The sequence below is a fragment of the Leptospira kmetyi serovar Malaysia str. Bejo-Iso9 genome, from assembly GCF_000243735.2.
GTDB lineage: Bacteria > Spirochaetota > Leptospiria > Leptospirales > Leptospiraceae > Leptospira > Leptospira kmetyi.
Genome location: NZ_AHMP02000003.1, coordinates 3,335,839 through 3,360,255 on the forward strand (window position 1 = coordinate 3,335,839; position 24,417 = coordinate 3,360,255).

Annotated in this window: 23 protein-coding genes; 15 read left to right on the forward strand and 8 right to left on the reverse strand. The window is 43.9% G+C overall.

Translation table 11 applies throughout. The features are described 5' to 3' along the window. Positions 1-308 precede the first annotated feature (308 nt). Positions 309-1,280 (forward strand): glycerophosphodiester phosphodiesterase, encoded by a 972-nt coding sequence (locus tag LEP1GSC052_RS18120; protein WP_020986728.1) that lies wholly within the window; start codon positions 309-311, stop codon positions 1,278-1,280. Between the two features lie 126 nt (positions 1,281-1,406). Here the strand turns inward: LEP1GSC052_RS18120 and LEP1GSC052_RS18125 are convergent, their stop codons facing one another. After that, the gene (locus LEP1GSC052_RS18125; protein WP_010572844.1) at positions 1,407-2,666 is read right to left on the reverse strand and encodes an NADH:flavin oxidoreductase/NADH oxidase family protein; all 1,260 of its coding nucleotides are present in this window, start codon (positions 2,664-2,666) and stop codon (positions 1,407-1,409) included. A 161-nt stretch (positions 2,667-2,827) separates the two neighbouring features. On the opposite strand from LEP1GSC052_RS18125, the gene LEP1GSC052_RS18130 reads away from it, so the two are divergent. Beyond that, positions 2,828-3,463, forward strand: a complete 636-nt coding sequence (locus tag LEP1GSC052_RS18130) for a TetR/AcrR family transcriptional regulator (protein WP_020985904.1) — start codon at positions 2,828-2,830, stop codon at positions 3,461-3,463. Positions 3,464-3,486: 23 nt separating this feature from the next. On the opposite strand, the gene LEP1GSC052_RS18135 is transcribed toward LEP1GSC052_RS18130, so the two are convergent. After that, a complete protein-coding gene (locus LEP1GSC052_RS18135; protein ID WP_010572842.1) occupies positions 3,487-4,647 on the reverse strand; it encodes a DUF819 family protein in 1,161 nt (386 codons plus the stop codon). A gap of 208 nt (positions 4,648-4,855) precedes the next feature. On the opposite strand from LEP1GSC052_RS18135, the gene LEP1GSC052_RS18140 reads away from it, so the two are divergent. Next, positions 4,856-5,635: a DUF4846 domain-containing protein gene (locus LEP1GSC052_RS18140; protein ID WP_370739497.1), complete on the forward strand. Its 780-nt coding sequence runs from the start codon at positions 4,856-4,858 to the stop codon at positions 5,633-5,635. A 46-nt stretch (positions 5,636-5,681) separates the two neighbouring features. On the opposite strand, the gene LEP1GSC052_RS18145 is transcribed toward LEP1GSC052_RS18140, so the two are convergent. The 3 genes from LEP1GSC052_RS18145 to LEP1GSC052_RS18155 form a co-directional block, all read right to left on the reverse strand. Continuing rightward, positions 5,682-6,413 carry a class I SAM-dependent methyltransferase gene (locus LEP1GSC052_RS18145; protein ID WP_010572840.1) on the reverse strand — a complete coding sequence of 244 codons (732 nt, stop codon included), beginning with the start codon at positions 6,411-6,413 and terminating at the stop codon, positions 5,682-5,684. After that, on the reverse strand, positions 6,410-7,132 hold the full coding sequence (locus LEP1GSC052_RS18150) for a hypothetical protein (protein ID WP_010572839.1): 723 nt from the start codon (positions 7,130-7,132) through the stop codon (positions 6,410-6,412). Before LEP1GSC052_RS18150 ends, LEP1GSC052_RS18145 begins: the two co-directional genes overlap by 4 nt. Positions 7,133-7,218: 86 nt before the next feature. Further along, entirely contained in the window at positions 7,219-8,301 is a 1,083-nt protein-coding gene (locus tag LEP1GSC052_RS18155; protein WP_010572838.1) for a helix-turn-helix transcriptional regulator, read from the reverse strand. 160 nt (positions 8,302-8,461) lie between these two features. Here LEP1GSC052_RS18155 and LEP1GSC052_RS18160 point away from each other — a divergent pair, with 160 nt between their 5' ends. From LEP1GSC052_RS18160 to LEP1GSC052_RS18175, 4 genes are all read left to right on the forward strand, one after another. Next, on the forward strand, positions 8,462-9,481 hold the full coding sequence (locus LEP1GSC052_RS18160) for a S1C family serine protease (protein ID WP_040913187.1): 1,020 nt from the start codon (positions 8,462-8,464) through the stop codon (positions 9,479-9,481). A gap of 103 nt (positions 9,482-9,584) precedes the next feature. Further along, a complete protein-coding gene (locus LEP1GSC052_RS18165) occupies positions 9,585-10,667 on the forward strand; it encodes a hypothetical protein (RefSeq protein ID WP_010572836.1) in 1,083 nt (360 codons plus the stop codon). A gap of 218 nt (positions 10,668-10,885) precedes the next feature. Continuing rightward, positions 10,886-11,989 (forward strand): alkene reductase, encoded by a 1,104-nt coding sequence (locus LEP1GSC052_RS18170; protein WP_010572835.1) that lies wholly within the window; start codon positions 10,886-10,888, stop codon positions 11,987-11,989. Positions 11,990-12,212: 223 nt separating this feature from the next. After that, the gene (locus LEP1GSC052_RS18175) at positions 12,213-13,310 is read left to right on the forward strand and encodes an alkene reductase (protein ID WP_020986768.1); all 1,098 of its coding nucleotides are present in this window, start codon (positions 12,213-12,215) and stop codon (positions 13,308-13,310) included. A gap of 204 nt (positions 13,311-13,514) precedes the next feature. Here the strand turns inward: LEP1GSC052_RS18175 and LEP1GSC052_RS18180 are convergent, their stop codons facing one another. After that, positions 13,515-13,988: a DUF4442 domain-containing protein gene (locus tag LEP1GSC052_RS18180; RefSeq protein ID WP_010572833.1), complete on the reverse strand. Its 474-nt coding sequence runs from the start codon at positions 13,986-13,988 to the stop codon at positions 13,515-13,517. A 176-nt stretch (positions 13,989-14,164) separates the two neighbouring features. Between LEP1GSC052_RS18180 and LEP1GSC052_RS18185 the strand changes: the two genes are divergently transcribed. The 5 genes from LEP1GSC052_RS18185 (at position 14,165) to LEP1GSC052_RS18210 (ending at position 20,426) form a co-directional block, all read left to right on the forward strand. Continuing rightward, on the forward strand, positions 14,165-16,204 hold the full coding sequence (locus tag LEP1GSC052_RS18185; RefSeq protein ID WP_244265286.1) for a neutral/alkaline non-lysosomal ceramidase N-terminal domain-containing protein: 2,040 nt from the start codon (positions 14,165-14,167) through the stop codon (positions 16,202-16,204). A 110-nt stretch (positions 16,205-16,314) separates the two neighbouring features. Further along, positions 16,315-17,337 carry a synaptic vesicle VAT-1 family membrane protein gene (locus tag LEP1GSC052_RS18190; protein WP_010572831.1) on the forward strand — a complete coding sequence of 341 codons (1,023 nt, stop codon included), beginning with the start codon at positions 16,315-16,317 and terminating at the stop codon, positions 17,335-17,337. 43 nt (positions 17,338-17,380) lie between these two features. Next, a complete protein-coding gene (locus LEP1GSC052_RS18195) occupies positions 17,381-18,322 on the forward strand; it encodes a polyprenyl synthetase family protein (protein WP_010572830.1) in 942 nt (313 codons plus the stop codon). After that, positions 18,303-19,082 (forward strand): TlyA family RNA methyltransferase, encoded by a 780-nt coding sequence (locus LEP1GSC052_RS18200; RefSeq protein WP_010572829.1) that lies wholly within the window; start codon positions 18,303-18,305, stop codon positions 19,080-19,082. The genes LEP1GSC052_RS18195 and LEP1GSC052_RS18200 overlap by 20 nt, the downstream gene beginning before the upstream one ends. 237 nt (positions 19,083-19,319) lie before the next feature. Beyond that, positions 19,320-20,426 (forward strand): DNA alkylation repair protein, encoded by a 1,107-nt coding sequence (locus LEP1GSC052_RS18210; RefSeq protein WP_020986220.1) that lies wholly within the window; start codon positions 19,320-19,322, stop codon positions 20,424-20,426. 34 nt (positions 20,427-20,460) lie between these two features. On the opposite strand, the gene LEP1GSC052_RS18215 is transcribed toward LEP1GSC052_RS18210, so the two are convergent. After that, on the reverse strand, positions 20,461-20,862 hold the full coding sequence (locus LEP1GSC052_RS18215; RefSeq protein WP_010572826.1) for a hypothetical protein: 402 nt from the start codon (positions 20,860-20,862) through the stop codon (positions 20,461-20,463). 216 nt (positions 20,863-21,078) lie between these two features. After that, a complete protein-coding gene (fcpA, locus tag LEP1GSC052_RS18220; RefSeq protein ID WP_026131228.1) occupies positions 21,079-21,990 on the reverse strand; it encodes a flagellar coiling protein FcpA in 912 nt (303 codons plus the stop codon). 313 nt (positions 21,991-22,303) lie between these two features. Here fcpA and zapE point away from each other — a divergent pair, with 313 nt between their 5' ends. The 3 genes from zapE to panB are packed head-to-tail and all read left to right on the forward strand — an operon-like array spanning position 22,304 to position 24,388. Further along, complete coding sequence (gene zapE / locus LEP1GSC052_RS18230) at positions 22,304-23,161, forward strand: AFG1/ZapE family ATPase (RefSeq protein ID WP_010572824.1); 858 nt, start codon at positions 22,304-22,306, stop codon at positions 23,159-23,161. Further along, a complete protein-coding gene (gene folK, locus LEP1GSC052_RS18235; protein ID WP_010572823.1) occupies positions 23,158-23,607 on the forward strand; it encodes a 2-amino-4-hydroxy-6-hydroxymethyldihydropteridine diphosphokinase in 450 nt (149 codons plus the stop codon). The genes zapE and folK overlap by 4 nt, the downstream gene beginning before the upstream one ends. Next, positions 23,591-24,388 carry a 3-methyl-2-oxobutanoate hydroxymethyltransferase gene (gene panB / locus LEP1GSC052_RS18240; RefSeq protein WP_020985687.1) on the forward strand — a complete coding sequence of 266 codons (798 nt, stop codon included), beginning with the start codon at positions 23,591-23,593 and terminating at the stop codon, positions 24,386-24,388. Before folK ends, panB begins: the two co-directional genes overlap by 17 nt. The last annotated feature ends 29 nt before the right edge of the window (positions 24,389-24,417 follow it).

A 24,417-nucleotide genomic window follows, 5' to 3' on the forward strand; every position in this document is an offset into this window, starting at 1 on the left:
TCTCCGTGTTCGTAAAATTGTTGTTTGGTGAAACCGAATTGTAACGATCCGATCGATCGATTCAAACGGGTTCTTGAATGTTAGTTTTACCTTTTGGGATTTGAAACTGAGGTCGATCTTGCGAAAGAATCGCTTCGATCGAGGCGGGCGGTTTGCGAAACGCAAAACCGTTTGAAGAAAGATTCCGAAGAGAACTCGAAATCTACATTAAAAAAAAGCATTCGTTCTTTTGTTTGTCAAGTAATGTCGAAGGAATTTGTAAAAAAAGCTTTTCCATTCTTCGAAAGCAAAAAGAATTCTGCGTTAAGATGAGTTCAAAATTCAAAGTTAGATTCCTTTTAGAGACTTCGTTCTTATTCGTTTTTTGTATCGCGGTTCATTCCTGTTCCAGCGCTCCGATCGTAAACAAGCCATTGGACGGAAGTTTGGATTTGCAGGGTCATAGAGGAGCGAGAGGTTTAAAACCCGAAAATACTTGGCCCGCTTTTGAAGAAGCTGTTCGATATAGGATGACCACCTTGGAGTTGGATACGGTTTTGACAAAAGATCATAAAATCGTAATTCATCACGATTCGGAAACCAATCCTACGATCTGTCAAAAGAAAGACGGAACCGAGATCTTATCCACTTCTTTGTATGAACTTACCTTGGCGGAATTGAAACAACTCGATTGTGGAACGAAAAAAAATCCGAAGTATCCCGAACAGGTTCCCGTTCCAGGCACGGAGCTGATCACGATCGAAGAATTTTTTACGCTCGTCGCCGATTTGGAAAAGAGAAATCCGAAACAACCTAAGTTGAAATTCAACATTGAAACGAAGTTTCCAAACGACGATAAGGCGAACCTTCCCGCGGAAAAAGTGAGAGATCACGTAACTCTATTGGTGCAAGCCGTAGAAAAAGCGAAGGTCGTAGAGAGAACTACGATTCAATCGTTTTACGTTCCCGCCTTGCCGATCGTTAAGGAAAAAAATTCGAAGATCAAAACGAGCGCACTTTTTTCCTTAACTTATTTTCAAGGTGCGATGATGAAACTCGGATTCGGAAACGGAACCCGTCAAAACGCGCTCGAAAAAACCTTGGAAGTCAAAGCGGATATCATTTCTCCGTATTTCTTATACGTAACGAAAGAATTCGTGCAGGAAGTTCATTCTAAAAAAATTTCGGTGATTCCCTGGACCGTAAACGATCCGGAAGAAATGAAACGATTGATCGAAGCGGGAGTGGACGGAATTATTACTGATTATCCCGATCGATTGATTCAAGTTATTGAGAAGTGAGAATATTCTAAAAATATTATATTCTAGAAAAAGTCGAGACGCGCAGCAGGCGAAGGACAAAAAAAAGAACGGTGAACGAAGTGAAAAACATCGAATCACCATTCTCCAGAGAGTAAGTGTTTGGTTTTAGTTCGTAATTTCGGATTTTGTCAGAAACTTTTTGTATTTCTTCGCGTTTCTTCTTCCTCGGATCTGATCCAGAATCAGGTTTCCGACTAAGGATCTCGGAATTCTCGGTTCTTTTCCGTTTCCGATTCTTTTAAACTGGGAACGGATCGCGGACATTTTGGAAAGCGCGTTGAAAGCGGGATTGGAAAGGCTCGGAATATTCACTTCCAACGTATCCAGATTTCCGGAAATGATTTTGGACGCGCAATCCGGTTCGAATGCGAAAGGCGTCGCGATTCCCACCACGTCGATCGCGCCGGAAGAGATCGCGTCTTCCATTACGTTTTTGGAACGGAATCCGCCCGTAGACATCAAAGGCATTTCCGCGACGGCTCTGGCTTTTTTTGCAAAATCTAAAAAGTAGGCTTCCCTTTTTTTGGTTCCGTTCGATTCTCCGCCTTGCATTGCGGGAGATTCGTAGTTGCCTCCCGATATTTCAAGAAGATCTAATTTAGATTTATTTAACATTCGAATCACTTGGATCGCGTCTTCTTCCGCGAAACCTCCGCCTTGAAAATCCGCGGAGTTCAACTTAACGCCCAAGCCGAATTCTTTTTTTGTGCGGGCTCCGATTCCGTTTACGATCTCGAGAAGAATTCTCGCTCTGTTTTCCAAAGAACCGCCCCATTGGTCTTTACGAAGATTCGTCAAAGGTGAAAGAAATTGACTTAACAGATAGCCGTGAGCTGCGTGAACTTCCACTCCGTCGAAGCCCGCTTTTTCCGCGACGACCGCGGCTTGTATAAAACGATCTATGATCTTTTTGATTTCGTCTTCGGTGAGAGCGCGCGGAGTTCCGAAAACCTTTTCGAACATTCTTCCTGGAATATGAACCTTAACGGCGGAAGGAGCCACCGGAGTTTCCGAAACGAAGCTGAAAACCTGTCTTCCGGGATGATTGATCTGCATCCACATTTTAGAACCGCCCGATTTTCCGGCCTCGGCCCAACGTTTGAACGAATCCAAATTTCCCTGATCTCGAACGATCACGTTTCCCGGTCCGGTCACCGCGTTCGGATCGACCATCGCGTTTCCGGTCAAAAGCAAACCCGCGCCGCCTTGGCCCCAGCGTCGGTATAAACCGATCATATCCTTTCCGGGCAGAAAACGATCGTCGGCGAGACTTTCTTCCATGGACGCTTTCGCGATCCGATTTAATAGAACTTGTCCGTTTGGCAGTTTGAGCGATTGGGAAAGAGGGGATGCGGATTTTGACATGTACATTCTCCGTTTGGAAATTCCTTTCCTACCCATCGGTATTTATTCAAGGAATCTTGTCAAACTATAATTCCTACCAGTTGGTATTTATTTTTCGTTTCGAGGATGAATTCGTTTGACCGCAAGAGGACGACTTTCAGAATGAAAGGGAGAATTTCGCCATGTCCAAAACCCTCGGATGGAAAAAATTACCCGAAGACGTTCGCAGAGAATCGATTTTATCCGCGGCGATGCGTTGTTTTTTTTCGAAGGGTTTTGAAAAGACTTCGGTTCAGGACATCGCCGAAACGGCGGGTTTGACCAAGGGCGGAATCTACTTTCACTTTGAAAGCAAGGAAGAAATCCGAGATACTCTCATCCGAGAATTTTTGAATCTGGATCGATTCGGTTTTCAAGATCCGGAAGTACTTTCTCTTCCTCCTCATCTAAGAATGAAGGAATATCTCGAACGTCTTGCAAAACGTCTGACGATCGAGGGAAATTGTTCTCCGCGTTTGTTTGCGGAAGCGACTTCGAGCGGCGGAAGTATGGAGAATGAGATCGTCGCTTTTTACGATTCTCTGGAAACGATTTTTGCAAAGACGATTCAAGAAGGTCAGGACGCGGGAAGCATCGTGAGTTCCATGTCCGCGATTTTGATCGCAAGAACCATTCTCGCAGTGTTCGACGGTTTACAAATTCAAGCCGATATATCTCCGGAAAAAAGAAATCTTCAGATTCGTGGTCGCGAAGTATTGAATTCTTTTTTTAAGAATCTGCTTTTGACTTTCGATCCGACCTGCGAAACGAAATCTTAAATCTTTACTTCTAAATACGATTTCTAACTTCCGATCGAAACCAGGAAAGAATGGATTCCGATTCCTAAATAATTTCCGAGCGCGTAACCGATCAATCCGGTCAGAATTCCGACCACCAAAACGCTTCTGTTTCGAATCGCTTGTACGACCGGAGGAACGAACGCGGGTCCGTAGATGCTCGAGACCGATGTGATGATCCAAGTATCGACGGGGATTCTAAATAAAATTCCCAAGATCAGATGAATTCCAATCGCCCCGAAAAGAATCGATAGTAAGATCAACGATACGGTTCCGAAATCCTTTTTCAATTCTTCCAGATCCGCAAGAAATCCGATCGCGACCGAAAAAACCAAGATGAGATAACTTCCGAATTCGTAGGTTTTGAGTTCTCTTACCTTGGAGTTGAAAGAGATTCCGATTCCCCAAGTCGTGATTCCGAGAAGAATGGAAGGCGCATACAACGAAGAGAAAATCAAAAACGTGAACGCGACCGAAACTCCGAAACCCAAGGTCGCCAACAACAATCCGATTCCGTTGGGAAGAATGATTCTTTTCCAAATCGGTTTTTGTTCTTCGGGGGCGGCTTCGACGTCTTCGATCGGAACGTTGTTTTCTTCTTCCTTTTTTAAAAACAAAGAAAAGAATTTTTTTCCGAGCGTTAATAGGAAGAGAAGATAAATTCCTCCGAAGACGACGTCGATCGTATTGACGAGCGCGATCGTTTCCTTGTTCGCGTTTAAGGCCAACCCGATCGCGTTTAAGTTCGGAGTTCCTCCCGTATACATTCCCGAAAGCATACTCGCGATCTTTGCGGATTCGGGATGTGCGGAAGCGTAGTAATAACCGGCTAACGCGGAGGAGATCGCAACGGCGACCGCGGAAAGAAAGAATGAAAACAAAGCTTGTTTGGCTTCGCCGAAACCTTTTCTAAAATCTGTGGAGCTGAGTAACAAAGGAATCGCAAGAGGAATCGTTATATCCGCGATCGTCAACGGAACCTGTTGGTGAATCCACGAACTCGGAATCAAATTTCCGAGCGCGATTCCGGCGATATAACAAAGAGATACGGCGCCTAATATTCCCAAAACTTTGAACCTTTGAGCCAAACGGATCGCAAGCCAAGGAAATAAAAGAATGAACAAAGTTAGAAGGATGGGTTGAGAGATTGAAAATACCGATTCCATAAGAATTCCTGAATATACAAAAATCTAACTCTTTCTTTAACTTTTCTTTTTGTTAAAAGTATCGAGACCCGATTTTTAAAATTCAAGCAGAAAAGGTTCTGGACGCGGGCCGTAATTATTTCTTTTGTGTGGAAATTCTAAGATTTTATCGAATCGGGTAAATCCTTTGTTCATTGAAATACGGAAGGCGATCGAATCAATGGGTAAAATGATTCGTTTTAGATTTTCCTCAAAGATCGGGAAACGTATTGCCTTCGTTTTCATTCTTTTCGGCTTTTATCTTTCCGTGGGCGGTTGTTTGGACGCGGACCCGATTCCTTCCAAGGTCGGCGAGATTCGTCTTCCGCCCGGCGCGGTTCGAGTCCGTTTTGCAAACGGTTCTTTTCCCGAATTCGTACGCAATCTTCCCTTAAAATCGGAAGCGACCCTTTGGACTTACAAAAAACAAAACATCATCAGACGTTATGATACGATTGCGGTCGTCGACTTGCCTCTTTTGTTCAAGGACGATCTCGAACAATGCGCCGATTATTCCATGAGAGTTTGGGCGGAATACCACAAGCAGACGAATCATTTAAACCGACTTTATCTTTTTGATTATAACGGAAATCGAAAACGTTTTTCCGAAAGCGGACTTTCCTATCATTCTTTTTTACGCAAGGCGTTCGCGTCTTCGAATTCCTATTCTTTGAAAAAGGGCGGCGAGAAAGTCGAAGAAAAGGATCTAAGACCGGGAGATCTTTTTGTCCAAAACGAAACCGGCGGAATCGGGCACGTTTCCGTGATTCTCGATTCGGCGGAAGGGAAGAAGGGCGAAAAATTTTTTCTGATCGGCTTCAGCTTTATGCCCGCTCAGGAAATGCACATCGAAAAGGCTCCGAACGAATTCGGTTCCGCGGGTTGGTTTACGTATAGAGGTTTTGTATCTCATTTGAACGAATCGTATCCGTATGGAACTCCGGTTTTGAGAAGATTTTCCGAACGTTGAGCAGAGAGATCGATTTAAAACATTCTAAGTTTAGAATATTCTAAATTTATAAAAACAATTGCCAGCCGCCCACGTGATAGGCTTGGAAAATCTTTTTCCAACTTTTAAATCCGGCTTCTCGGAATAGTTCTTCGTAACGGGGAGTTGCGATTCTTTTCAAGCCCTTGACGCGGTCCACGTAGGTTTTTAACGCGTCTTTTTCCCAACCTTGAAACTCTTTTAGATAAAGAGAAAGTTCCTCGAATACGATTTCCATATCGGATTGAGAATCGTGAAGATCGAACAGAATGAACGTTCCTCCGGGTTCCAATCGGGAAGAGATATCCTTTAATAAAGAAAGTTTTGTACCGTCGTCGGGAAGAAAATGAAGAACGAACAATAACGTCGCCGCGGAAAATTTTCGATTTGGATCCAAAGAGGAAACCGGAGCGCAGATCAACTCGGCGCCCGGAAAATTTTTTTGAGCGATTGCGATCATATCGGCGGAAGGATCGACTCCCGTGATCCGATAACGATCCGGAGCTACCTTCAGCAGAGAACGAAAGTCCGCGCCCGTTCCGCAACCCGCTGCGAGAATTTTCGAACCCGACGGAATCGATTTTAAAATCAAAGTCGCGACCAATTCGGAAATCCCAGAGTAAAAAGGAATCATCGTCACGATATTACTTTCGTATTTGCTGGCTCTTTCGCCTTCAAAGGGTTCAATATAATCCATGGTCGATTTTTCCTTTTCTTGATTGCCGATCACTTCGTTTAACAATTCGAAGTCGCGACTCATACCATATTTTCTTCGGTCCTCCATTCTTTCCAGCCGATTGCGATCCCCAAGATATGTCCCGCGAAGGCCAAAGGAACAAACAACAAAGGAAGAAACGAAACCGGATATTGCGCGACGATCACGTTAGGCGGATTCGTAAAAAGAATCCGAAACGGAAACGGAGCAGAAAGGATTCCCGTGGAAACGGTCAGACCTAAAACGAAAATTGCGGCGACGTTCCATCCTAAAATCCATCGTTTGGAAAGAATCCCTTTGAAAACGAGAACGTATAAAATCGGAGCGCTGATCGGCACCCAAAGGTCGAAGTTCCGACCTTTGGCCGTCATGATGTCCGAGATCAAATTTTCCCGGACCAACAGGAGGATCAGGATTTCGGGAAGAATTCTCCAGAACTGAAACAGACAAAGTTTGGAAGAACCGAAACGCATAAAGATCGGAAACGCGGATTTCGAAAATCCGAAACCCAAAAACAAAATCAAAGTCGAAAGAACTCCGATCAAAAGTCGAGGAGGAAGATCGAATCGATAAAAGAAATTCTCGTACGCCAAAAACCATTGTCCGATTAAAAAAATCAATACGACGACGAATCCGAGCACGGGTTTCGATTCCGGATCGGAACGATCCTTTTTAAAAAGGAAAACGGCGACGATCGAAATCAATCCTACGCAGGACGCGAGGACAAAGGCGGAAATATAAGCCGGGATAAAATTTGTTTCCATAAAAACCTCGACTCGAGGTTATCGGATTTCGTCCGAATGGTCCATGGTGCGCGCGTCACGAATTCGATTTTGCACCGTGACGATCGTCACGATTTTTCGAAATTACGAAGATAAACGGTAAGTCTTTGGAATTTATCCTTTGCGCCCGAATCTTTTTCGCGATCGATCGTCTTGTCGTAAAGATTCACTAAATGATTTCTGAACGTCCCGTTCGCGATTCCGAGAAAAAATCCGATCTGTTTTCGGGTATAACCTTCGGCGATCAGTTCGCAGATTCTCAATTCCTGTTTGGTAAGACCTTTTAATATTAAGGAATTTGAATCTAATACGTTCGGACTTTGTTTTTTTCGGAACATCCTAAGCGTAAACCAGGCGGCTCCGGCGCCGATCGAGGATAAAAGAATCGTTCGTAATTGGATCGATTCTCCCCATTTTCCCGTTTCTAAAAAAAGAATCGAAATCGATCCGAGACCCAAGGCGACGCTCGCGCTCGCAAAAAGTTCCGCGATCTTATGAAATAAGGAATCCGCACGATCTCTGGAAAGATAAACCGAAACGAAAATGCTTACGATGGAATCGATTCCCATTCCGATCGGAAACAAATTGAAACCGAAAAATGAAATCAGATTCGTAGCGAATCCGAGCCACCAACAAATCACTAAAAACGGAATCCAGCCTTGGATCTCTTTCGGTTTTAAAAGAAGATATAAGGACAATACAAAACCGATTCCGAAAAAACTTCCCACGAGAATTCTCGCCGGAAGTTCGAGAACGGGATACCAACCCCACGCGTAGAATTTCCATTCTAGTATGAGAAAGGATTTTTCGGAAGAATAATCGAGTTCGATCAAAAGTATAAGTCCGATCGCGATCGCCATAAAACTGAAGAGCATCGGGGACTTGGCTTTTCTTCCGGAAAGAATTCTACTCAAAGCCAATAAAAGAGGAGGAACAAAAAAGATAAAATGTCGAAATACGTGAAAGGAAAAATACGCACTTTCCATAGAGGAAGAATGGAACAGAAAAAAAACGCAAAGATTTCCTCCGGCCAACACGATCAATAACGCTCGAAAATAATTTCCAAAGGAATCCCTTTCTTTGAAAAGCGCAAACAACGCCGCGAGATTGGCGAACATCGCCGTCAGAGGAAAAAGCGGAATGATTTCCATAAGATTCAGAATTCTTCTTCGATCGAATCGACCGGGTCGACGCGATTTTAAAAGTAATTTTTTTTCTATAAAGATTTTTTTAGTGTCCGAATCTTGATTCTTGTGCGGTAATAAAGTCGAATCTCAGTTCCGAAATCGTATTCAAAAATTAGCAAGAAGCATGAAATATTTTATATCCTTATCTTTGATTTTAATCTTTTTTTCCTGTTCCAAAAATTCGGTCGACATCCAGGATCTGAACGAGGAAAGTCTCACGGTTTCCTTACATCTTCAAAACCGATTGAACGGTTTGATCGACAAGGTCGCGCCCGCGACGGTCGGCATTTTTCCGAAAGGAAGTACGGAAGGTTCCAGCGCGATCGGTTCCGGTTTTTTCGTGGATGGAGAAGGGCATATTCTCACCTGTCAACACGTGATCCGAGGCGCGAGCGAGTTTATCGTTCAACCTGCAAAATCTGGAAAACGTCTTAAAGCAAAGGTGATCAAAGAAGACGCCGATTTCGATCTCGCTCTTTTGGAATCCGAAATGGACGAAAACAAAAACGCGTTCATTCCCGTTCCTAAACTCAACGTTCCCAAGGAAGGAACGATGTATCTTTCCTTCGGGTCCGCGTACGGATTACCGGATTCGATCTCTTTCGGAATCGTTTCGTTTTCGCAAAGAGCGAAAGTGGATCCGTTTCATCCCGAAAAAGGTTTTGTTCAATTGAGTTTGCCGATTTATCCGGGAATGTCCGGCGGAGCCGTCATCGACATACAAGGTAACCTAATCGGTGTTCAACGATTTACGTACAATACTTCGGGGAATTCTCCCGTTGGTCCCGGCTTTGCGATTCCGGTCGGACACGTTTCGAATTTTCTAGAATCTTCGGCGCAACTTAGGGAGAATAAGGTTCGCGCACAAAGAGGAATCGTTGAGATTCCGTTCGTCACTCCGCATCTCGTCGAAAAATTAAAACTTCCTTATCCTTTAGGAGTGATCGTAAGTTATGTTCAAAAAGATTCTCCCGCCGAAAAGTCAGGAATTCAAAGATACGATTTTATAACGCACGTAAATTCAAAAAAGGTGAATTCCTCTTCGGAGTTTTATCGCGAAATCGGATCAGTCAAAGGGGAAGTTTCGATTCGTTTGTATCGTTCCGGTCGCGAAATCGATGTTAAACTGTCTATTTGGCAATAAATTTACTAAATTAAATATTTCCTAGAAAAATTTGATTTCGATGTCCTATTTTCGAAAAGAGGGCGTATAGATTCTAAAGATCCCTATCTCCAGGAGAATTGAAATGAAATCCAAACAAGGTTTGATCCTTTGTATGATCTTGCTTCTTGCGGTTGTCGCTTGTAAGAAAGATTCTAATGATGATACGAATAAGAACTTGGCCTTATTGGCCCTTTTGAACAATCGAAGCGGCGGACTTTCGCCGGAACAAAAATCGGCGAGTGCGACCGCAAACGGAGCCGTGAACGCTTCGGCAGCGGCGCAGAACAGCGGTACGATGACCGCTTCCAACGATTCTCAAACCGAGCAAATGCTCGTATCCGAAATTTTCGAAAACGGTATGGACCCGGTCGTCGTCCGGGAAGTCGCTTCTCAAATCGCTTCTTTGCGTAAGAACGAACAGGAAAGTCCCGTACAATTAACAGCGATCACCGCGTCTTCCACGGGAACCACTCCGAATAAGACTTGGACTTTTTCGGGAGACGTAAGCGGATCCGGAGTTACGACTCAAAGCAACACCACATTCGGAGCCGCGTTGGGAATTCCAAACTGCGCGATCACCATTCTTTCTCCATCGGGAACACAAGGAACCGCGACGTTTACAAACGGAACGATGGCGTTCAGCGGATCGGGATCGAGTACTACGTTTTCCGGAACGAGTAACTTATCCGCGAATATCGCATTCTCCAATTACGGAGTGTTTTATACGGATTATCTTTCGATGATTCAATTCTATAAAAACCCGCCGACCACTACGCCGGACATTTCGACTTGCGCGGGACTTCAACAAAGTTTCGGAACCTTTTACAGCGCGATCAGCAAGTATGCGGTTATTTCTTCGGGAAGCGCGGCGGTTACTTACAAGAGAACTTACAGCGGACAAAACTCGACTTCCGCAGTTCAGTCCAATTCAAAGTTTGACGCAACCGTAGATTCTCCCGCAGGTTTGACCATGATCGAATACGAAGGCGCGACTCCGGGAACTTCAAAAACGGTAACGCTTCAAAACGTGAAATACGGATACGAATCCAGCATCACTTTGAGCGGAAGTCCTACGTCTCCAACGGGAAGCGGAAACTTCAGCGTTTCTTTTTCCGGAACGGTAAACGGAACCGCAATCGATCAAATCTTTTCTTTTACTTTTTGATCGATTCGAAACGTAAGAATTTTCAAAGGCTCTCCGAAACGGAGGGCCTTTTTTGTATGAATTTATCTTTTTAGAATATTCTTAAATAAGAAACAAATTTAAATTTTTAAATATTCCAAAATCATGTTATAGCGTGAAAAGGAATAAACGCCGCATTCTGTAAAATCTTAAAAGTGCGTTTGTAGAAACGTTCAAATCTACTTTTAGGAAATCACAAAATGAATGCTCCGATCAATTCTTCCTCAAACCTTTTTCAAACCGCGACGCTGGGAAAACTGATTCTTCAAAATAGAATCGTAATGGCGCCTTTGACCCGTTCCAGGGCGATCGGCAATATTCCGAATTCATGGATGGCCGAATATTATTCGCAAAGAGCGGACGCCGGTTTGATCGTTACGGAAGCGACTTCACCTTCTCCCAACGGTTTGGGTTATCCGAGAATTCCCGGAATTTTTAACAAAGCGCAGGTGGAAGGTTGGAAACTCGTTACGGATGCGGTTCATCGGAGAAACGGCAAAATCTTTTTGCAGATCATGCATACGGGCAGGGTCGGAACTACGGCCAATCTTCCCGAAAACGCCGAGGTCATCGCCCCTTCTTCGATCGGACTTACCGGAGAAATGTGGACCGACGCGAAAGGAATGCAGCCGTACTCGATTCCGAGAGAAATGAACGAAGTCGATATTCGAAACGCGATCGAAGAATTCGTTCAAGGCGCCAAAAACGCGATGGAGGCGGGTTTTGACGGAATCGAACTTCACGGAGCGAACGGATATTTGATCGAACAATTCTTAAATCCGAACTCGAATCGAAGAGACGATTCTTACGGAGGTTCGATTGAAAATCGAAATCGTTTTGCGGTCGAAGTCGCCAAACAAGTCGCGTCCGCGATCGGAAACGAAAGAACTTCGATTCGGCTTTCTCCTTACGGAGTGTTCAACGAAATGTCCCCGTTTTACGAAGGAGTGGAAGAACAATACGAACTTCTCGCAAAAGAATTCAATCGAATCGGATTGGCTTACATTCATTTGGTGGATCACAGTTCCATGGGCGCGCCCGAAGTTTCCGAAACCACGGTGCAAAGGATCAGAAAAGAATTTAAGAATATTCTAATATTCAGCGGCGGCTACGACAAAACCCGCGCACAATCCGATTTGCAAAATCATAAATGCGATCTGATCGCTTTCGGAAGACCTTTTATCGCCAACCCCGATTTGGTTCGTCGACTTAAGATCGACGCGCCTTTGGCGCAACCCGACGAAAGCACGTTTTATACTCCGGGAGAAAAAGGGTATTCCGATTATCCGACTTGGAAAGAATAAAATTTAAAAGTAACGCTCACCCGATCGGCATCAAAGTTCGGTCGGGTGAATCGAATATTCAAAATCTATAACATACTATCTAAGGTTTGATATAAAAACAAAAACCGACCGTTTAAAAAAATTTCAATGAACTCCCAAAAAATCGAAATAATTGTTACAAAAAAGGTAACAACTGGCGAACCAACTTGTCTAAGTACTGAATTTCATTTTTTGGAGTATTTAAATGACAACTGAATCAAAGGCATCTGTAGATTTATTCGGTTCCACAAAACTGGGTAATCTGGGTCTTCAGAACCGAATCGTAATGGCCCCTATGACAAGATCCCGTGCGATCAACAATATCCCCAATTCGATTATGGCGGACTATTATTCTCAGAGAGCGACTGCGGGTTTGATCGTTACCGAAGGAACATCTCCTTCGCCGAACGGCTTGGGCTACGCAAGAATTCCGGGAGTTTTCAGTAAGGAACAAGCCGACGGCTGGAAGCTCGTAACCGATGCGGTTCACAAGAAGGGCGCAAAAATTTTTGTTCAGCTGATGCACACGGGTAGGGTCGGAACTACGGCCAATCTTCCGAAAGGCGCCGAGCTCATGGGTCCGTCCGCGATTCAACTTTCGGGTGAGAATTGGACCGATTCGAACGGAATGCAACCTTATTCTTTACCGAAAGAAATGAGCGTACAAGACATTCAAAACACGATTCAAGAATTCGTAGCCGCATCCAAAAACGCGATCGCCGCCGGTTTTGACGGAGTGGAACTTCACGGAGCGAACGGATATCTTCTCGAACAGTTTCTAAATCCGAACGTGAACAAAAGAACCGATTCTTACGGCGGTTCCCAAGAAAACCGAAATCGTTTCGTGGTTGAAGTGGCCAAACAAGTCGCTGCCGCGATCGGAAAAGAAAAAACCGCGATTCGTTTATCGCCTTACGGTGTGTTTAACGAAACCGGAGCCTTTGAAGGAATCGACGAACAATACGAAGCTCTTGCAAAAGAATTGAACGAAGTCGGTTTAGTATATATTCATTTGGTAAATCATAGCGCGATGGGAGCTCCTGAAGTTCCTCAAAGTGTGGTTCAAAAAATCAGAAGCCAATTTAAGAATACTCTCATATTGAGCGGCGGTTACGATAAGAAAAGAGCGCAAGAAGATCTTGAAAAAGGAAATTGCGACTTGGTGGCTTTCGGAAGACCTTTCCTCGCGAATCCCGATTTCGTTTATCGTTTGAAAGAGGATAAAACTCTTGCGGAAGCGGATCAAAGCACCTTTTATACTCCCGGTGAAAAAGGATATTCCGATTACCCAAGTTTAAACTGATTCAAATCAAACGTAAAAACCTCGATCGGAGATTTCCGGTTGAGGTTTTTCTTTTTGTACTTCGGCTTTTTTATGTCGATCGTTTCGTTTTCGACGCCCGCGTACCGATGAATTTCCGAAAAAATCCGAGAATTGAAGGTTATCAGATCCCCGGGTTTCGATTTCGAGCGGCGAGCTTTCGTAAAGAATGTCGGTCTATATTACTTATTTTGAATCCTTTTTGATTCTTTCCTTTCTTCTTACATAGACGACCTTATCCAATTCGGCCACGACCTTTCCCGTTTTTTCGTCGTAGACCTTCGTCTGAAAGAACGCGTCTAACTTTCTTTTTTCGTCCGCTTCGTTTCGGATTCTTTCGACTTCTTCGGGAGAAATTTCGAAATCCGCGTAAACCTTTCCGAGACCGGGCGCGATAAAACGGATCGTCGCGGCCTTGTCCCAAACGATGTATTGATCTCCCAAATTTTCGATCAGCATCAGCATATAAAACGGATCGCACATGGAATACAAGGAACCGCCGAAATGCGTGCCGACCAGATTTCGATTCCACCAATGAAGTTTCATTGAAAGTCGAAAATGGTTAAAACCTTTGCCGATCTTTTTGTAGCGGATTCCGGCTCCGAAGTACGGAGGATAGAAATTTAAAAAATAAAATCTGAGTTTTTGTACTAAGTTCATGTAGTTTGATATCGAACCTTCAAGTTGTTTTTACTTTTGTTGCGGATTCCGTCGATTTTGAAATCAGAAAATAAGTGATTTATAATGAAAATTCCTTAAAATATCCCGTTTCGAAAGAAAGCATCTTGATTTTTCGAAACGATCTTATAGAACAACTCACCCGGAGGAATTCGATTTTGAAAATTTTTTATTTCCGTTTGATCCTTACGATTCCGTTCTTTTTGTTTTTTACGTTCGGTTTCGTGAATTGCAGCGACTTGACGACCTATGTGATTAAGAATAAAAAACCGTCCGTAGTTTCGAACACGAAAGGACTTTTTGCCGGAGCTTCCAAAGTGGACATCACTCCTCCTCCGGGACTTCCTTTGGCCGGTTATTCGATGTTGGCGAATACGGAAAAAGGATTTAGAACCAAAATTTACGCAAGAGTCATCTATATTAGAAAAGATCAACATTCTCCCTTGGTCTTGATTCAAACGGATCTTCTTTCCGGTTCTCTTTTATTGCATCATAAACTTGCGGAAAGACTCGCCGATAAAACGGATATCAGTTTGGGAGGAATCGTTCTTTCGGGAACACATACACATTCCGCTCCCGGGAATTTTTACGAAAATAATTTCTACAACGAGTTCGCCGGAAACAAACCGGGTTTCGAAAAAGAATGGTACGAATTTTTAGAAGATAGAATTTACAACGCGGTCTTGGAAGCGTATCAATCCGCAAAACCCGCAAGAATCGCAACGGGAAAATCGAACGTTTGGGGATTGACCCGAAATCGTTCCATCGAAGCGTATGCGGCCAATCGGAATTCCGGAATCGAAGAGATCAAAACCGAACAGATCTACAATGCGATCAATCCGGAGATGACCATGATTCGAGTCGACGCGAAAGATAAGGACGGAGCTTTTAAACCTCTCGCCGTTTATTCCACGTATTCGATTCACGGAACGACGGTTCCTTCCTGGAACAAGGTCGTGAACGCGGACGTGTTCGCTTATCCCGAAAGAGAACTCGAATTAAAGATCAAGGAAGAATTTAAAACGGATTGGGAACCTTTGCACGCGGTTTCAAACGCGACACACGGCGATAATTCTCCCGATTATAGGGAAGACATGCAGGGTTTTATCGAATCCAAACGTCTCGGTTATGAAATATCAAGAAAATCTTATGAACTCTTTCAACTTCTCGGAAAAAAATTGAACTCGGACGTAACGTATTCTTACAACTCAAAAGAAGTGGACGTTTATGAAAATCCTAAGATGGGAGACGCGGAACTTTGTAGCAGACCGGTTGCGGGAACTGCTTTGACCGGAGGAGCGGAGGACGGAATGACTCCCGTTTTATTCTGGCTTCCTTTTTGGGGAGAAGGTTGGCCTCGTTATATTTTTACCGGAGGATGTCAGGGGCATAAGCGGACCGCCGGTTCGTTCTTTCAATACATCGTATTGGCAAAAAAGAATTTTCCACATAGGATGATTCTCCAGTCCGCAAGAATCGGGGACACTGCGTTACTCGCCGTTCCTTTCGAAGTCACCAACGAGTCCGGCAGAAGATTCTCGAACGCCGCGTTGGAAGCGGAAAAACTTCGGACTTTCAAAAGCAAGGAACCGATCACACAAACATCGGTGTTGTCATGTACGAACGGATATTTCGGTTATACTACGACGCCGGAAGAATATTCCAAACAACACTATGAAGGCGGACATACGATTTACGGACCCGCGACGCAACCGTTCTTACAAGCGCATCTTGCGGATCTCGTAAAACAAATGCCTTCCGAAGGCGGAAAGGAAAGTTTCCCGGATTCATGGGAGTTTCAACTCGATACGAAACGTTATATGCCTGAAAAGAAAGAAGCGAAGGGAACGCGCGAATTGAAAGAATCGCCGAGATTGGTTCTTGCAGAGGAGAATTCCGAAAAACATTGGATCTTTCGTTATAAGGACGTGAATCCTTCTTTGATTCAATTTCATCAGTCCTTGATTTCCATTCAATACAAGGAAGATAAGGGAGAATGGAAAACGTTACAACAAGACGGAAGATCGGTGAACGATAGCGGAACCGAGTTGGACATTCGATTGCAGGGAGATTCTTCCGAAGGAATGTCGATCTACGAAGTTCGCTGGTTTAATCCGGAGTTTCATGCGAAAAGAAAATATAGATTCACGATCGCGCCGAGAGGAACGGAAAAGGAATTTTATTCTCCCGAGTTTTAACGATTCGAAAAACGAAACGCAACGATCCGCATACGATGGAAAAAATCCGTAAGGAAAGAGAACGTTTAAATTTTTCTTGCTCTTTCCCTTCGGATTCTTAACCTCCACCCATGCAAAGAACGATCGCTCTTGTCCGTAAAAAAGGTTCTCTTGAAAATCTTCGTTTAGAAACGGAAACTCTGAACGAACCCGGCGAAAATGAAGTACAAATCGAAGTTCATTCGGTCGGATTGAACTTCGCCGATTTATTCGCAATCCAAGGCTTGTATAGCGCGACTCCCGAAGGCGCGTTTATTCCCGGTTTGGAATTTTCCGGAGTCGTAATCGCGACTGGAAAAAAAGTCAAAAACGTTAAGAAGAAAGATAAGATCATGGGAGTTACCCGTTTCGGCGGATATGTTTCCCACTTGAATATCGATTCGAAATACGTTTTTAAACTTCCTTCGAAGTGGAACTTCGACCAAGGCGCCGGATTTCTCGTTCAAGGATTAACCGCCTATTACGCGTTAGTTGCTCTGGGCGATCTTGAAAAAGGTCAAACCGTTTTGATCCACAGCGCGGCCGGTGGAGTGGGAATTCTCGCCAATCGAATCGCGAAAAAATTGGGCGCGTTTACGATCGGGACGATCGGAACTCCGTCCAAAACCGAACTTCTAAAAAAAGAAGGTTACGATAAACAAATCGTTCGTTCGGATCGATTCGCAAAAGATCTGCAAGAAGCGCTCGGCGGAAAGGAACTCGATCTGGTTCTCGAATGTATCGGCGGCAAAATCTTTCAGGAAAGTTACGATATCATGGCTCCGATGGGAAGAATGATCGTCTACGGAGCCGCGGAGATGATGGGCGGAAGCAGTTCCGTAAATTGGCCGAGGCTCGCATACAAATATCTTTCCAGACCGAAATTGGATCCGATGCAGATGGTTTCGGACAACAAGGCCGTGATGGGATTCAATCTGATTTGGCTTTATGAGAAGGTGGAAAAATTGACCAAACATCTGAACGGTCTCGTGAAATTAAATATTTCCCCGCCGCTCGTGGGCAAAACGTTTCCGTTTGAAAAGATCGACGAGGCGTTGAAATACTTTCAATCGGGAACATCGGTGGGCAAGGTCGTTTTAAAAGTAAAATCCTGACTTTGCTTTACAATCCGGGGTTTTCTTTCAACTTGGAGGCAGAGTGAGCCAATCTGCCTTTTCTCCGATATTCGATTCTTATCGATCCGCGTTTGAGAATTTTTTAAATTCTCAAACTCTTTCCGTTCTTTCCGAACAATCCGCGCCCGAACTTTTCGAAGCGATGAAATACAGTCTTGTCGCGGGCGGAAAAAGACTTCGTCCCGTTTTGGCGTTAGCCGCGTTCGGCGGTTTGCAAACGAAAAGTCCGAACGTACTTTATCTCGGATCTTCTTTGGAATGTATTCATACGTATTCTTTGATTCACGACGATCTTCCGAGTATGGATAACGACGATTTTAGAAGGGGATTGCCGACTCTTCATAAGAAGTTTTCGGAAGCCACCGCGATTTTGGCGGGAGACGCGCTCAATTCTTTCGCGTTTTATTTCGTTTCTTTCGTTCAAGGGGAGAATCTGGATTCCACATTACATAAAGATTTATTAGAAATTTTGCATAAAGGTTCGGGTGCGCCCGGAATGGTTTCGGGTCAGATTTACGATTTACAGATGGAACGCGAAAACGCGGAGGATAAGAATTCCAAAAACGAAAAGCAAAAGATCGAGATGGTTCAATTGACTCATAGTTTAAAAACCGGAGCCTTGATCAAAGCCTCTTTACTTTTGGGAAACCGTCTTCGAAAAGATTGGAAATCCAGGGAAGAATCCTTAACCCGATACGGGGAAAGTTTGGGACTTCTTTTTCAGATCACGGACGACATTTTGGACGTGGAGGGAACCCAGGAATCTTTGGGAAAAACCCCCGGTAAGGATCAGAAATCGGGAAAGACCACCTATCCGGCGTTATTCGGAATGGAACGTTGCAAACAAATGGTGGAAGAACTTCAAAAAAATCTAATCTCATTGGCGTCCGAGTTCTCCGTTTCGGACGAAGAAAAAATATTTTTCCGGGAACTTCCGATCTACATTGGCCAAAGAAAAAATTAGACTCGATGATCTCCTTTTGAAACGGGGATTTGCCGATTCTCCCGAAAAGGCGAGAAGTTTGATTCTTTCGGGTTCCGTATTGGTGGACGAACAGAAGATCACCAAAGTCGGATTAAAATTTTCGGAAAACTGCGAGATCCGAATTCTCAACATAATACCGCAATATGTAAGTCGAGGCGCTTACAAATTGTTGCGTGCCTTCGAGGTGTTTGCGTTAAAAGCGGAAGGAAAACTCTGCGTGGACTTGGGCGCATCGACGGGAGGTTTCACTCAGGTTCTTTTGGAAAAAGGGGCTTGGAAAGTTTTTGCGTGCGACGTCGGTTACGGACAACTTGCGGAAAAAATCAGAAATAATCCCGCGGTGATCGTAAAGGATCGTTTTCATCTAAAAAATTTATCCTCTTCCGAAATCGAATGGGAAACGAACGTTTTATCGGTTCCGAATTCGGAATCGATTTTGATCGTCATGGATTTGAGTTTTATTTCTCTTCGTTCCGTTTTTCCGGTGATTCATCGATTCAGAGAAGAAAAGAATATTCCAAAATTAGAATGTATTACTTTGATCAAACCTCAGTTCGAAGCGAACGAAAACGATCTCGTGAAAGGGGTTTTGCGAGATTCAAAAATCAGAATCAGAATCGTTCGTGCAATTTGTTCCTATTTGAAAAAAGAAATTGGCGCAAAAATTTTAGGTATGGAATGGTCTCCGATCGAAGGTCGGGACGGAAACAAGGAAGTTTTGTTGTTCTGGGAGTTGTGATCGATGGGTTCGGAAATTTCATTCTTTTCGCACGGAAACGATTCGATTCTTGTGAGAAAGAAAACGCGATGGATCGAATTCGGGAAAGAATTCGACCTATCGACCCGAAAGCGGATCCGGAAATCCCGGAGCGTATTTTGAGGGAACGTGCAAGTGCAAGTTTCTTTTTTGCCGTTTTCTTTGTCGGAACAATTAAAATCTACATTCTAAAATACTGGACAGAATAGGAATTCTTCAATGGCTGAGTTACTCAAAGATTTATATTCACGAAACGTCTTGGAGAAAATCGCGGATTCCTTCTCCAAAGAATTGCCTTCGATTTCAAAGGAAGAATGGATTTCCGGATTCAAAAAAAAAGATTGGAAACAACTCGAACTCAAACAAAGAATTCGAAGAATCGCGGAAGTTTTATCCGAAGAACTGCCGAAACCTTTTCCGAAAACGTTGAAACCTTTGTTGAACATCACCGATTCCTTGGATAAATCCTTTGCGGGAAAGGAAGTTTTTCTTACGATCTTCTTGGGCGACGTGGTGGAAATACTCGGGATCGATCATCCGAACGAATCGATGAAAGCATTTGAAAGAATTACGAAACTGATTTCCTGCGAGTTTTCGATTCGTCCTTTTTTAATCCGACATCCCGAACTTACTTGGAAACGTATGTCGGAATGGTCCTTAAACGAAAATGCGGACGTTCGTCGTTTATCTTCCGAAGGGAGCAGACCGCGACTTCCTTGGGGAATGGGAATTCCAGGTTTAAAACAAGATCCGCAAAGAACGCTTCCGATTTTGGAAAATCTAAAGGACGATCCGGACGAAGTGGTTCGAAGAAGCGTCGCAAATCATCTCAACGATATATCGAAGGATCATCCGGATTTGGTTTTGAAAATCGCAAAGGACTGGGCGGGTTCTTCAAAAGAAAGGGACGCACTTTTAAAACATGCGTTACGCGGTCTTTTAAAAGAAGGAAATCCTAAGGCGCTTGAAATCTTCGGTTTCGGCTCCAATGTACATGCGAAAATTCTAAACTTAAAACTGAAATCCAAATCGGTTAAGATCGGAGGCGATCTTTTTTTCGGTTTTAAGGTTCAATCCGAAGATTCGAAGTCGCTTCGGTTGAGAATCGAATATAAGATTCAATATGCAAAAGTTTCCGGCAAAATATCCCGAAAAGTTTTTCAAGTCGAAGAAAGGGTTTTTCTTCCGAAAGAATCCGTTTCTTATGAAAAGAAACAATCCTTTAAACAGATGACGACCCGCGTTCACATTCCCGGAAAACATGTTTTGGAAATTCATATCAACGGGGTTTTGAAAGCGAAGACGGAGTTTCAAGTCGTACGATAAGTTTGACGTTTTCGATTCTCCGTCTTTGATTGGATTAGGTGGACAAGACTCCGTAGATGATCACGAAGATTCCCGCAAGATTGGTCACGACTCCGATGGCGCCTAACAATTTTCCTAAGACCGGGTTTTCTTGGAATTCGTCCTTGATTCCCTGAAGCCAGTTCGCCGTATCTTTCAACGCTAAAAATAAAGAAGAAACCGCGAACAGCGAAGCGCCGATCAAAGCCAAGTTTTCCGATAGATTTGCGTATCGAAACGCAACCACGAGACCCAATAACATGGCTCCTTGCATCAAAGAACCTATGTGCGCCGCTTGTAAGTAGCGGGAAGGATATTCCGCTTTCTTTCTTGCAAGAGCATAAGGAAAACCGGTTAAACTTCCGTAGGCAAGATTCAGGACGCCGGCCAGAATCAATATCTTTTCAGGTAAAAGCATGTCGCACCTCGTTAACGAAAGAAAATAACAGATAACGTTGAGTTCGTCTATAAGATTCCGCTCGGGAACGATTACAAAATTTCGGAATTCGATTTTGCGATCCGATTCGTTTTTCGTTACGTTGATTGATTTAGCGGGCTAAAGGGGGTTAAAAATAAAAAACCCCGCCGTTTGAAGGGCAGGGTTCGTTTCCATTTCGTTTGAAAGAGAGTGTGATTACGGTCTTACTGAAATCACTTCGTCCTTGTTTACAAGGTTAACGATGTGTTTGTATTCAGGAGAATCTTTTCCGTATTTCAACTCGGTCGCTCTCAAAAGGTGAACGTTTTTCTTGTAACGGTATTTGAACATCTGATCTTCGGATGCTCCGCCGTATTTTTTAATCATGTTCTCTTCGAAAGCGTAGCAACTTGCCAAATACTTGTGAGCAGGGTATTCCTTCTCATTCTCGTCGATCTCGATGTAGAGTTCGAGGATGGGGATACACTGTGGAAGATTTTGTAAATCATACTCAGTGAGGATCCATGATCTGTAAGTATCGGAAAGAAGTCTTTTAAACTCTGGTCTTTCTCTTAAGTCCGGGTTTTTGATTTCATCTAAGTGGTTGATCGCCTTGGTGAAATAGTTCAGAGCTTGTTGTTTCGCTACGAGTTTTTCTCGGGAAACGACACGGTCTTCTCTCGCCTTGCGGTCGACCTTTTGCCAATACCACTTTTCATCGAGACGCTTTTTCTCCGCTTCTTCTTTGCGGTATTGTTCAACGGATTCTCTCATTTTGAGAACCGTGTTTACGCCCGATTGGTAGTTGGATAATGCCAATCTAAATTTGTTGTTCGCGAATGCCTTGGAGAGCTGGTGGAGTTCTTGGAAATTCTTGTCATAGCCCTTAAAATCAGGGTTCTTCCACAGAGCTTCTTGTTCTTGGATTGCCTTTTTACGACGTTTCTGCTCTTCCGTGAGGTTCTTGTCATCGTCTTCGGGAACCAACTCGCCTTTTAACAGCTCGTCAATTTTCTCTACTGCTTCGTTGGCTTGCTGATTACCACCCTGATTGTTTTGCTGAGCTAAAACAGACAGGTTGAGTCCCAGCACGGCCAGAAGAATGAATATGCTTTTCATCACCTTCATAATGCTCACACCTTTTACTTCTCTTTCAATGGTATTAGGGAAAAGGTACATCCTGTGCCTTCTCTCCTGTATAACTATCGGACTTACAATCCGAGATATAAACTAGGAACGAATTTTTTTTCCACTTTCTTCCAAATAAGCGACATAAGAGTCGTTTTTCTCGATTTGGGAAGGATCTTTTTCTTTTTTGGTCGGAATTCCGGACCGAAAAAGCTTTCCCTACTTTCTTTTGTTCGTTGCATTTTTCCAGCAGATTCTTCTTTCATAAAAGGTTTTCCTTCAACCTTTTGGTGAAAAAACTGGAATTACCGGTATGATTCTGAAGAAATACACCCCGATCCAAGAAGGCGCTCCCAATTGCCCGCAATGCGGGGGAGTCGGATTCTCCCTTACGGAGAATGTAGCAGGAACCAGTTCCGGAGTTTTATCCATTTGTCATTGTATTTCCGAGAATTGTCCCTGTCAGGGAAAACCTCCTTGGAGGGTTTACGACGAGGCTTTGGGCAAAATGGTTCCTTGTGTTTGTCATAACGCGAGAATGGAACTCGGACATTTGGAAAGTATATTCAAAAAATCTGGAATTCCTCCAAAATACCGTTATAGAACCTTGGACCAAGCCGATCACAGCGCTGACGTGGGAATTTCTTTTACGATCGCTCACGATTGGGCCAACGAACTCGTTCATCGTTGGGCGGATTCGAACGTACATTCTCAGGGATTGTATCTTTGGGGAGGACCGGGAACGGGAAAAACTCTTCTCGCCTGCATCATATTAAACGAACTGATTTTTCGATATAAGACAAATTGCAAGTATGCGAAGATCAACCGCGACTTTTTAAACACGTTACGCGAAACCTATCAGAAAGATTCCGAAACGCACGGAATGGAAAAGACGATCGAAACACTTTTTGCGGAAGTCGAAGTGCTCGTGTTAGACGACTTCGGAGTTCAAAAAGAATCGGATTGGTCGAACTCCAAGTTATACGATTTGATCGACGCGAGATACGAACAGGAAAAGCTCACCATTCTCACTTCGAACACGTCGCCCGCGGAATGGAAGGACAAAGCCGAGGGAAGAATTTATTCCAGACTTCGAGAGATGACTCAGGAAATTCATTTGGAATGCGCGGACTATCGTTTGAAACTTTCCGAGTCCGGAGGAAGAAGATGAAAGAAGCATTTCTTTCCTTAGGATCCAATCTCGGAAACCGCGCCGAGTTTTTGAAAATCGCCGTTCGCAAACTCAAGAACACGATCGGAATCGAAGTGATCAAAGAATCCGAACCGATGAACACGCTCGCGTTGGAAGTCACGGATCAACCCGATTTCTTAAATCAGATTTTGAAAATCGAAACCACTTTCAATCCGGAAGAATTGCTCGAAGTCGCGCTTCGCATCGAAAAGGAAATGGGCCGAGTTCGCGAAATCGAAAAGGGTCCTCGCGAAATCGACATCGATATTTTAACATACGATATCGTAACGATGCACACAAAAGGTTTGCATCTTCCGCATCATTCTCTCTTTACCCGTCCTTTTATCCGGGATATTTTGGAATCGATCGGCGAAGGTTCGTTATACGAGCATTTTACCGGAGGCGAATATGAAAAACGTGCATAAGATTTTTTCTCCTGAAAAAAAGGGGAAAGAAAAAATTTCCGTAGTTACGTGTTACGATTTCAGTTTCGCGAGAATTCTCAACGAAACGGAAGTCGATTGTATTCTCGTGGGAGATTCTCTCGGAATGGTGTTTCAAGGAAACTCGAGTACTTTGCCCGTGACCTTGGAGGAAATGATCTATCATACCAAGGCGGTTCGCCGAGGTGCGCCGGACAAATTCATCGTCGCGGATCTTCCTTTTTTAAGTTATCAAACTTCGATCGAGGACGGGATTCGTTCCGCCGGAAAAATGATGAAGGAAACCGATTGTGACGCAGTCAAAATAGAAGGCGGGTCGGATTTTATCTGCGAGTTGGTCGGCATTCTGAAACAAATCGGGGTTCCCGTTATGGGACATTTGGGTCTGACCCCGCAGAGCGTTCACGTGTTCGGCGGTCATAGGGTTCAGGGAAAAGGGGAAGAATCGGGTGCGAAACTTCTCCGAGAAGCGATTGCGCTTTCGGAATCGGGTGCGTTTTCCATGGTTTTGGAAATGATTCCCGCCGAGCTTGGAAAGAAAGTCAGTCAAGAGGCCGGAGTTCCGACCATAGGGATCGGAGCTGGACCGGATTGCGACGGACAAGTGCTGGTTTTGAACGATTTGTTAGGGACGGATCCCAATTTCCAACCTAAGTTCCTGAAGAAGTTTTCCGACTTACACTCGATCGTAAAGAGCGCGGTTGGAAATTATAATAAGGAAGTAAAATCCGGAGAGTTTCCGGGGAAAGATCATAGTTTCTGATGAATTCTTGACGATAATCGGAACAATAG

Bases quoted from the DNA above. Each gene is read 5' to 3' on its own strand.
- folK (WP_010572823.1), top strand. From the start codon at position 23,158: ATGAAAGAAGCATTTCTTTCCTTAGGATCCAATCTCGGAAACCGCGCC.
- fcpA (WP_026131228.1), bottom strand. From the start codon at position 21,990: ATGAAGGTGATGAAAAGCATATTCATTCTTCTGGCCGTGCTGGGACTC.
- LEP1GSC052_RS18155 (WP_010572838.1), bottom strand. From the start codon at position 8,301: ATGGAAATCATTCCGCTTTTTCCTCTGACGGCGATGTTCGCCAATCTC.
- LEP1GSC052_RS18135 (WP_010572842.1), bottom strand. From the start codon at position 4,647: ATGGAATCGGTATTTTCAATCTCTCAACCCATCCTTCTAACTTTGTTC.
- zapE (WP_010572824.1), top strand. From the start codon at position 22,304: ATGATTCTGAAGAAATACACCCCGATCCAAGAAGGCGCTCCCAATTGC.
- LEP1GSC052_RS18150 (WP_010572839.1), bottom strand. From the start codon at position 7,132: ATGGAAACAAATTTTATCCCGGCTTATATTTCCGCCTTTGTCCTCGCG.
- LEP1GSC052_RS18145 (WP_010572840.1), bottom strand. From the start codon at position 6,413: ATGAGTCGCGACTTCGAATTGTTAAACGAAGTGATCGGCAATCAAGAA.
- LEP1GSC052_RS18140 (WP_370739497.1), top strand. From the start codon at position 4,856: ATGATTCGTTTTAGATTTTCCTCAAAGATCGGGAAACGTATTGCCTTC.
- LEP1GSC052_RS18175 (WP_020986768.1), top strand. From the start codon at position 12,213: ATGACAACTGAATCAAAGGCATCTGTAGATTTATTCGGTTCCACAAAA.
- LEP1GSC052_RS18165 (WP_010572836.1), top strand. From the start codon at position 9,585: ATGAAATCCAAACAAGGTTTGATCCTTTGTATGATCTTGCTTCTTGCG.
- LEP1GSC052_RS18125 (WP_010572844.1), bottom strand. From the start codon at position 2,666: ATGTCAAAATCCGCATCCCCTCTTTCCCAATCGCTCAAACTGCCAAAC.
- panB (WP_020985687.1), top strand. From the start codon at position 23,591: ATGAAAAACGTGCATAAGATTTTTTCTCCTGAAAAAAAGGGGAAAGAA.
- LEP1GSC052_RS18210 (WP_020986220.1), top strand. From the start codon at position 19,320: ATGGCTGAGTTACTCAAAGATTTATATTCACGAAACGTCTTGGAGAAA.
- LEP1GSC052_RS18170 (WP_010572835.1), top strand. From the start codon at position 10,886: ATGAATGCTCCGATCAATTCTTCCTCAAACCTTTTTCAAACCGCGACG.
- LEP1GSC052_RS18130 (WP_020985904.1), top strand. From the start codon at position 2,828: ATGTCCAAAACCCTCGGATGGAAAAAATTACCCGAAGACGTTCGCAGA.
- LEP1GSC052_RS18215 (WP_010572826.1), bottom strand. From the start codon at position 20,862: ATGCTTTTACCTGAAAAGATATTGATTCTGGCCGGCGTCCTGAATCTT.
- LEP1GSC052_RS18160 (WP_040913187.1), top strand. From the start codon at position 8,462: ATGAAATATTTTATATCCTTATCTTTGATTTTAATCTTTTTTTCCTGT.
- LEP1GSC052_RS18120 (WP_020986728.1), top strand. From the start codon at position 309: ATGAGTTCAAAATTCAAAGTTAGATTCCTTTTAGAGACTTCGTTCTTA.
- LEP1GSC052_RS18180 (WP_010572833.1), bottom strand. From the start codon at position 13,988: ATGAACTTAGTACAAAAACTCAGATTTTATTTTTTAAATTTCTATCCT.
- LEP1GSC052_RS18190 (WP_010572831.1), top strand. From the start codon at position 16,315: ATGCAAAGAACGATCGCTCTTGTCCGTAAAAAAGGTTCTCTTGAAAAT.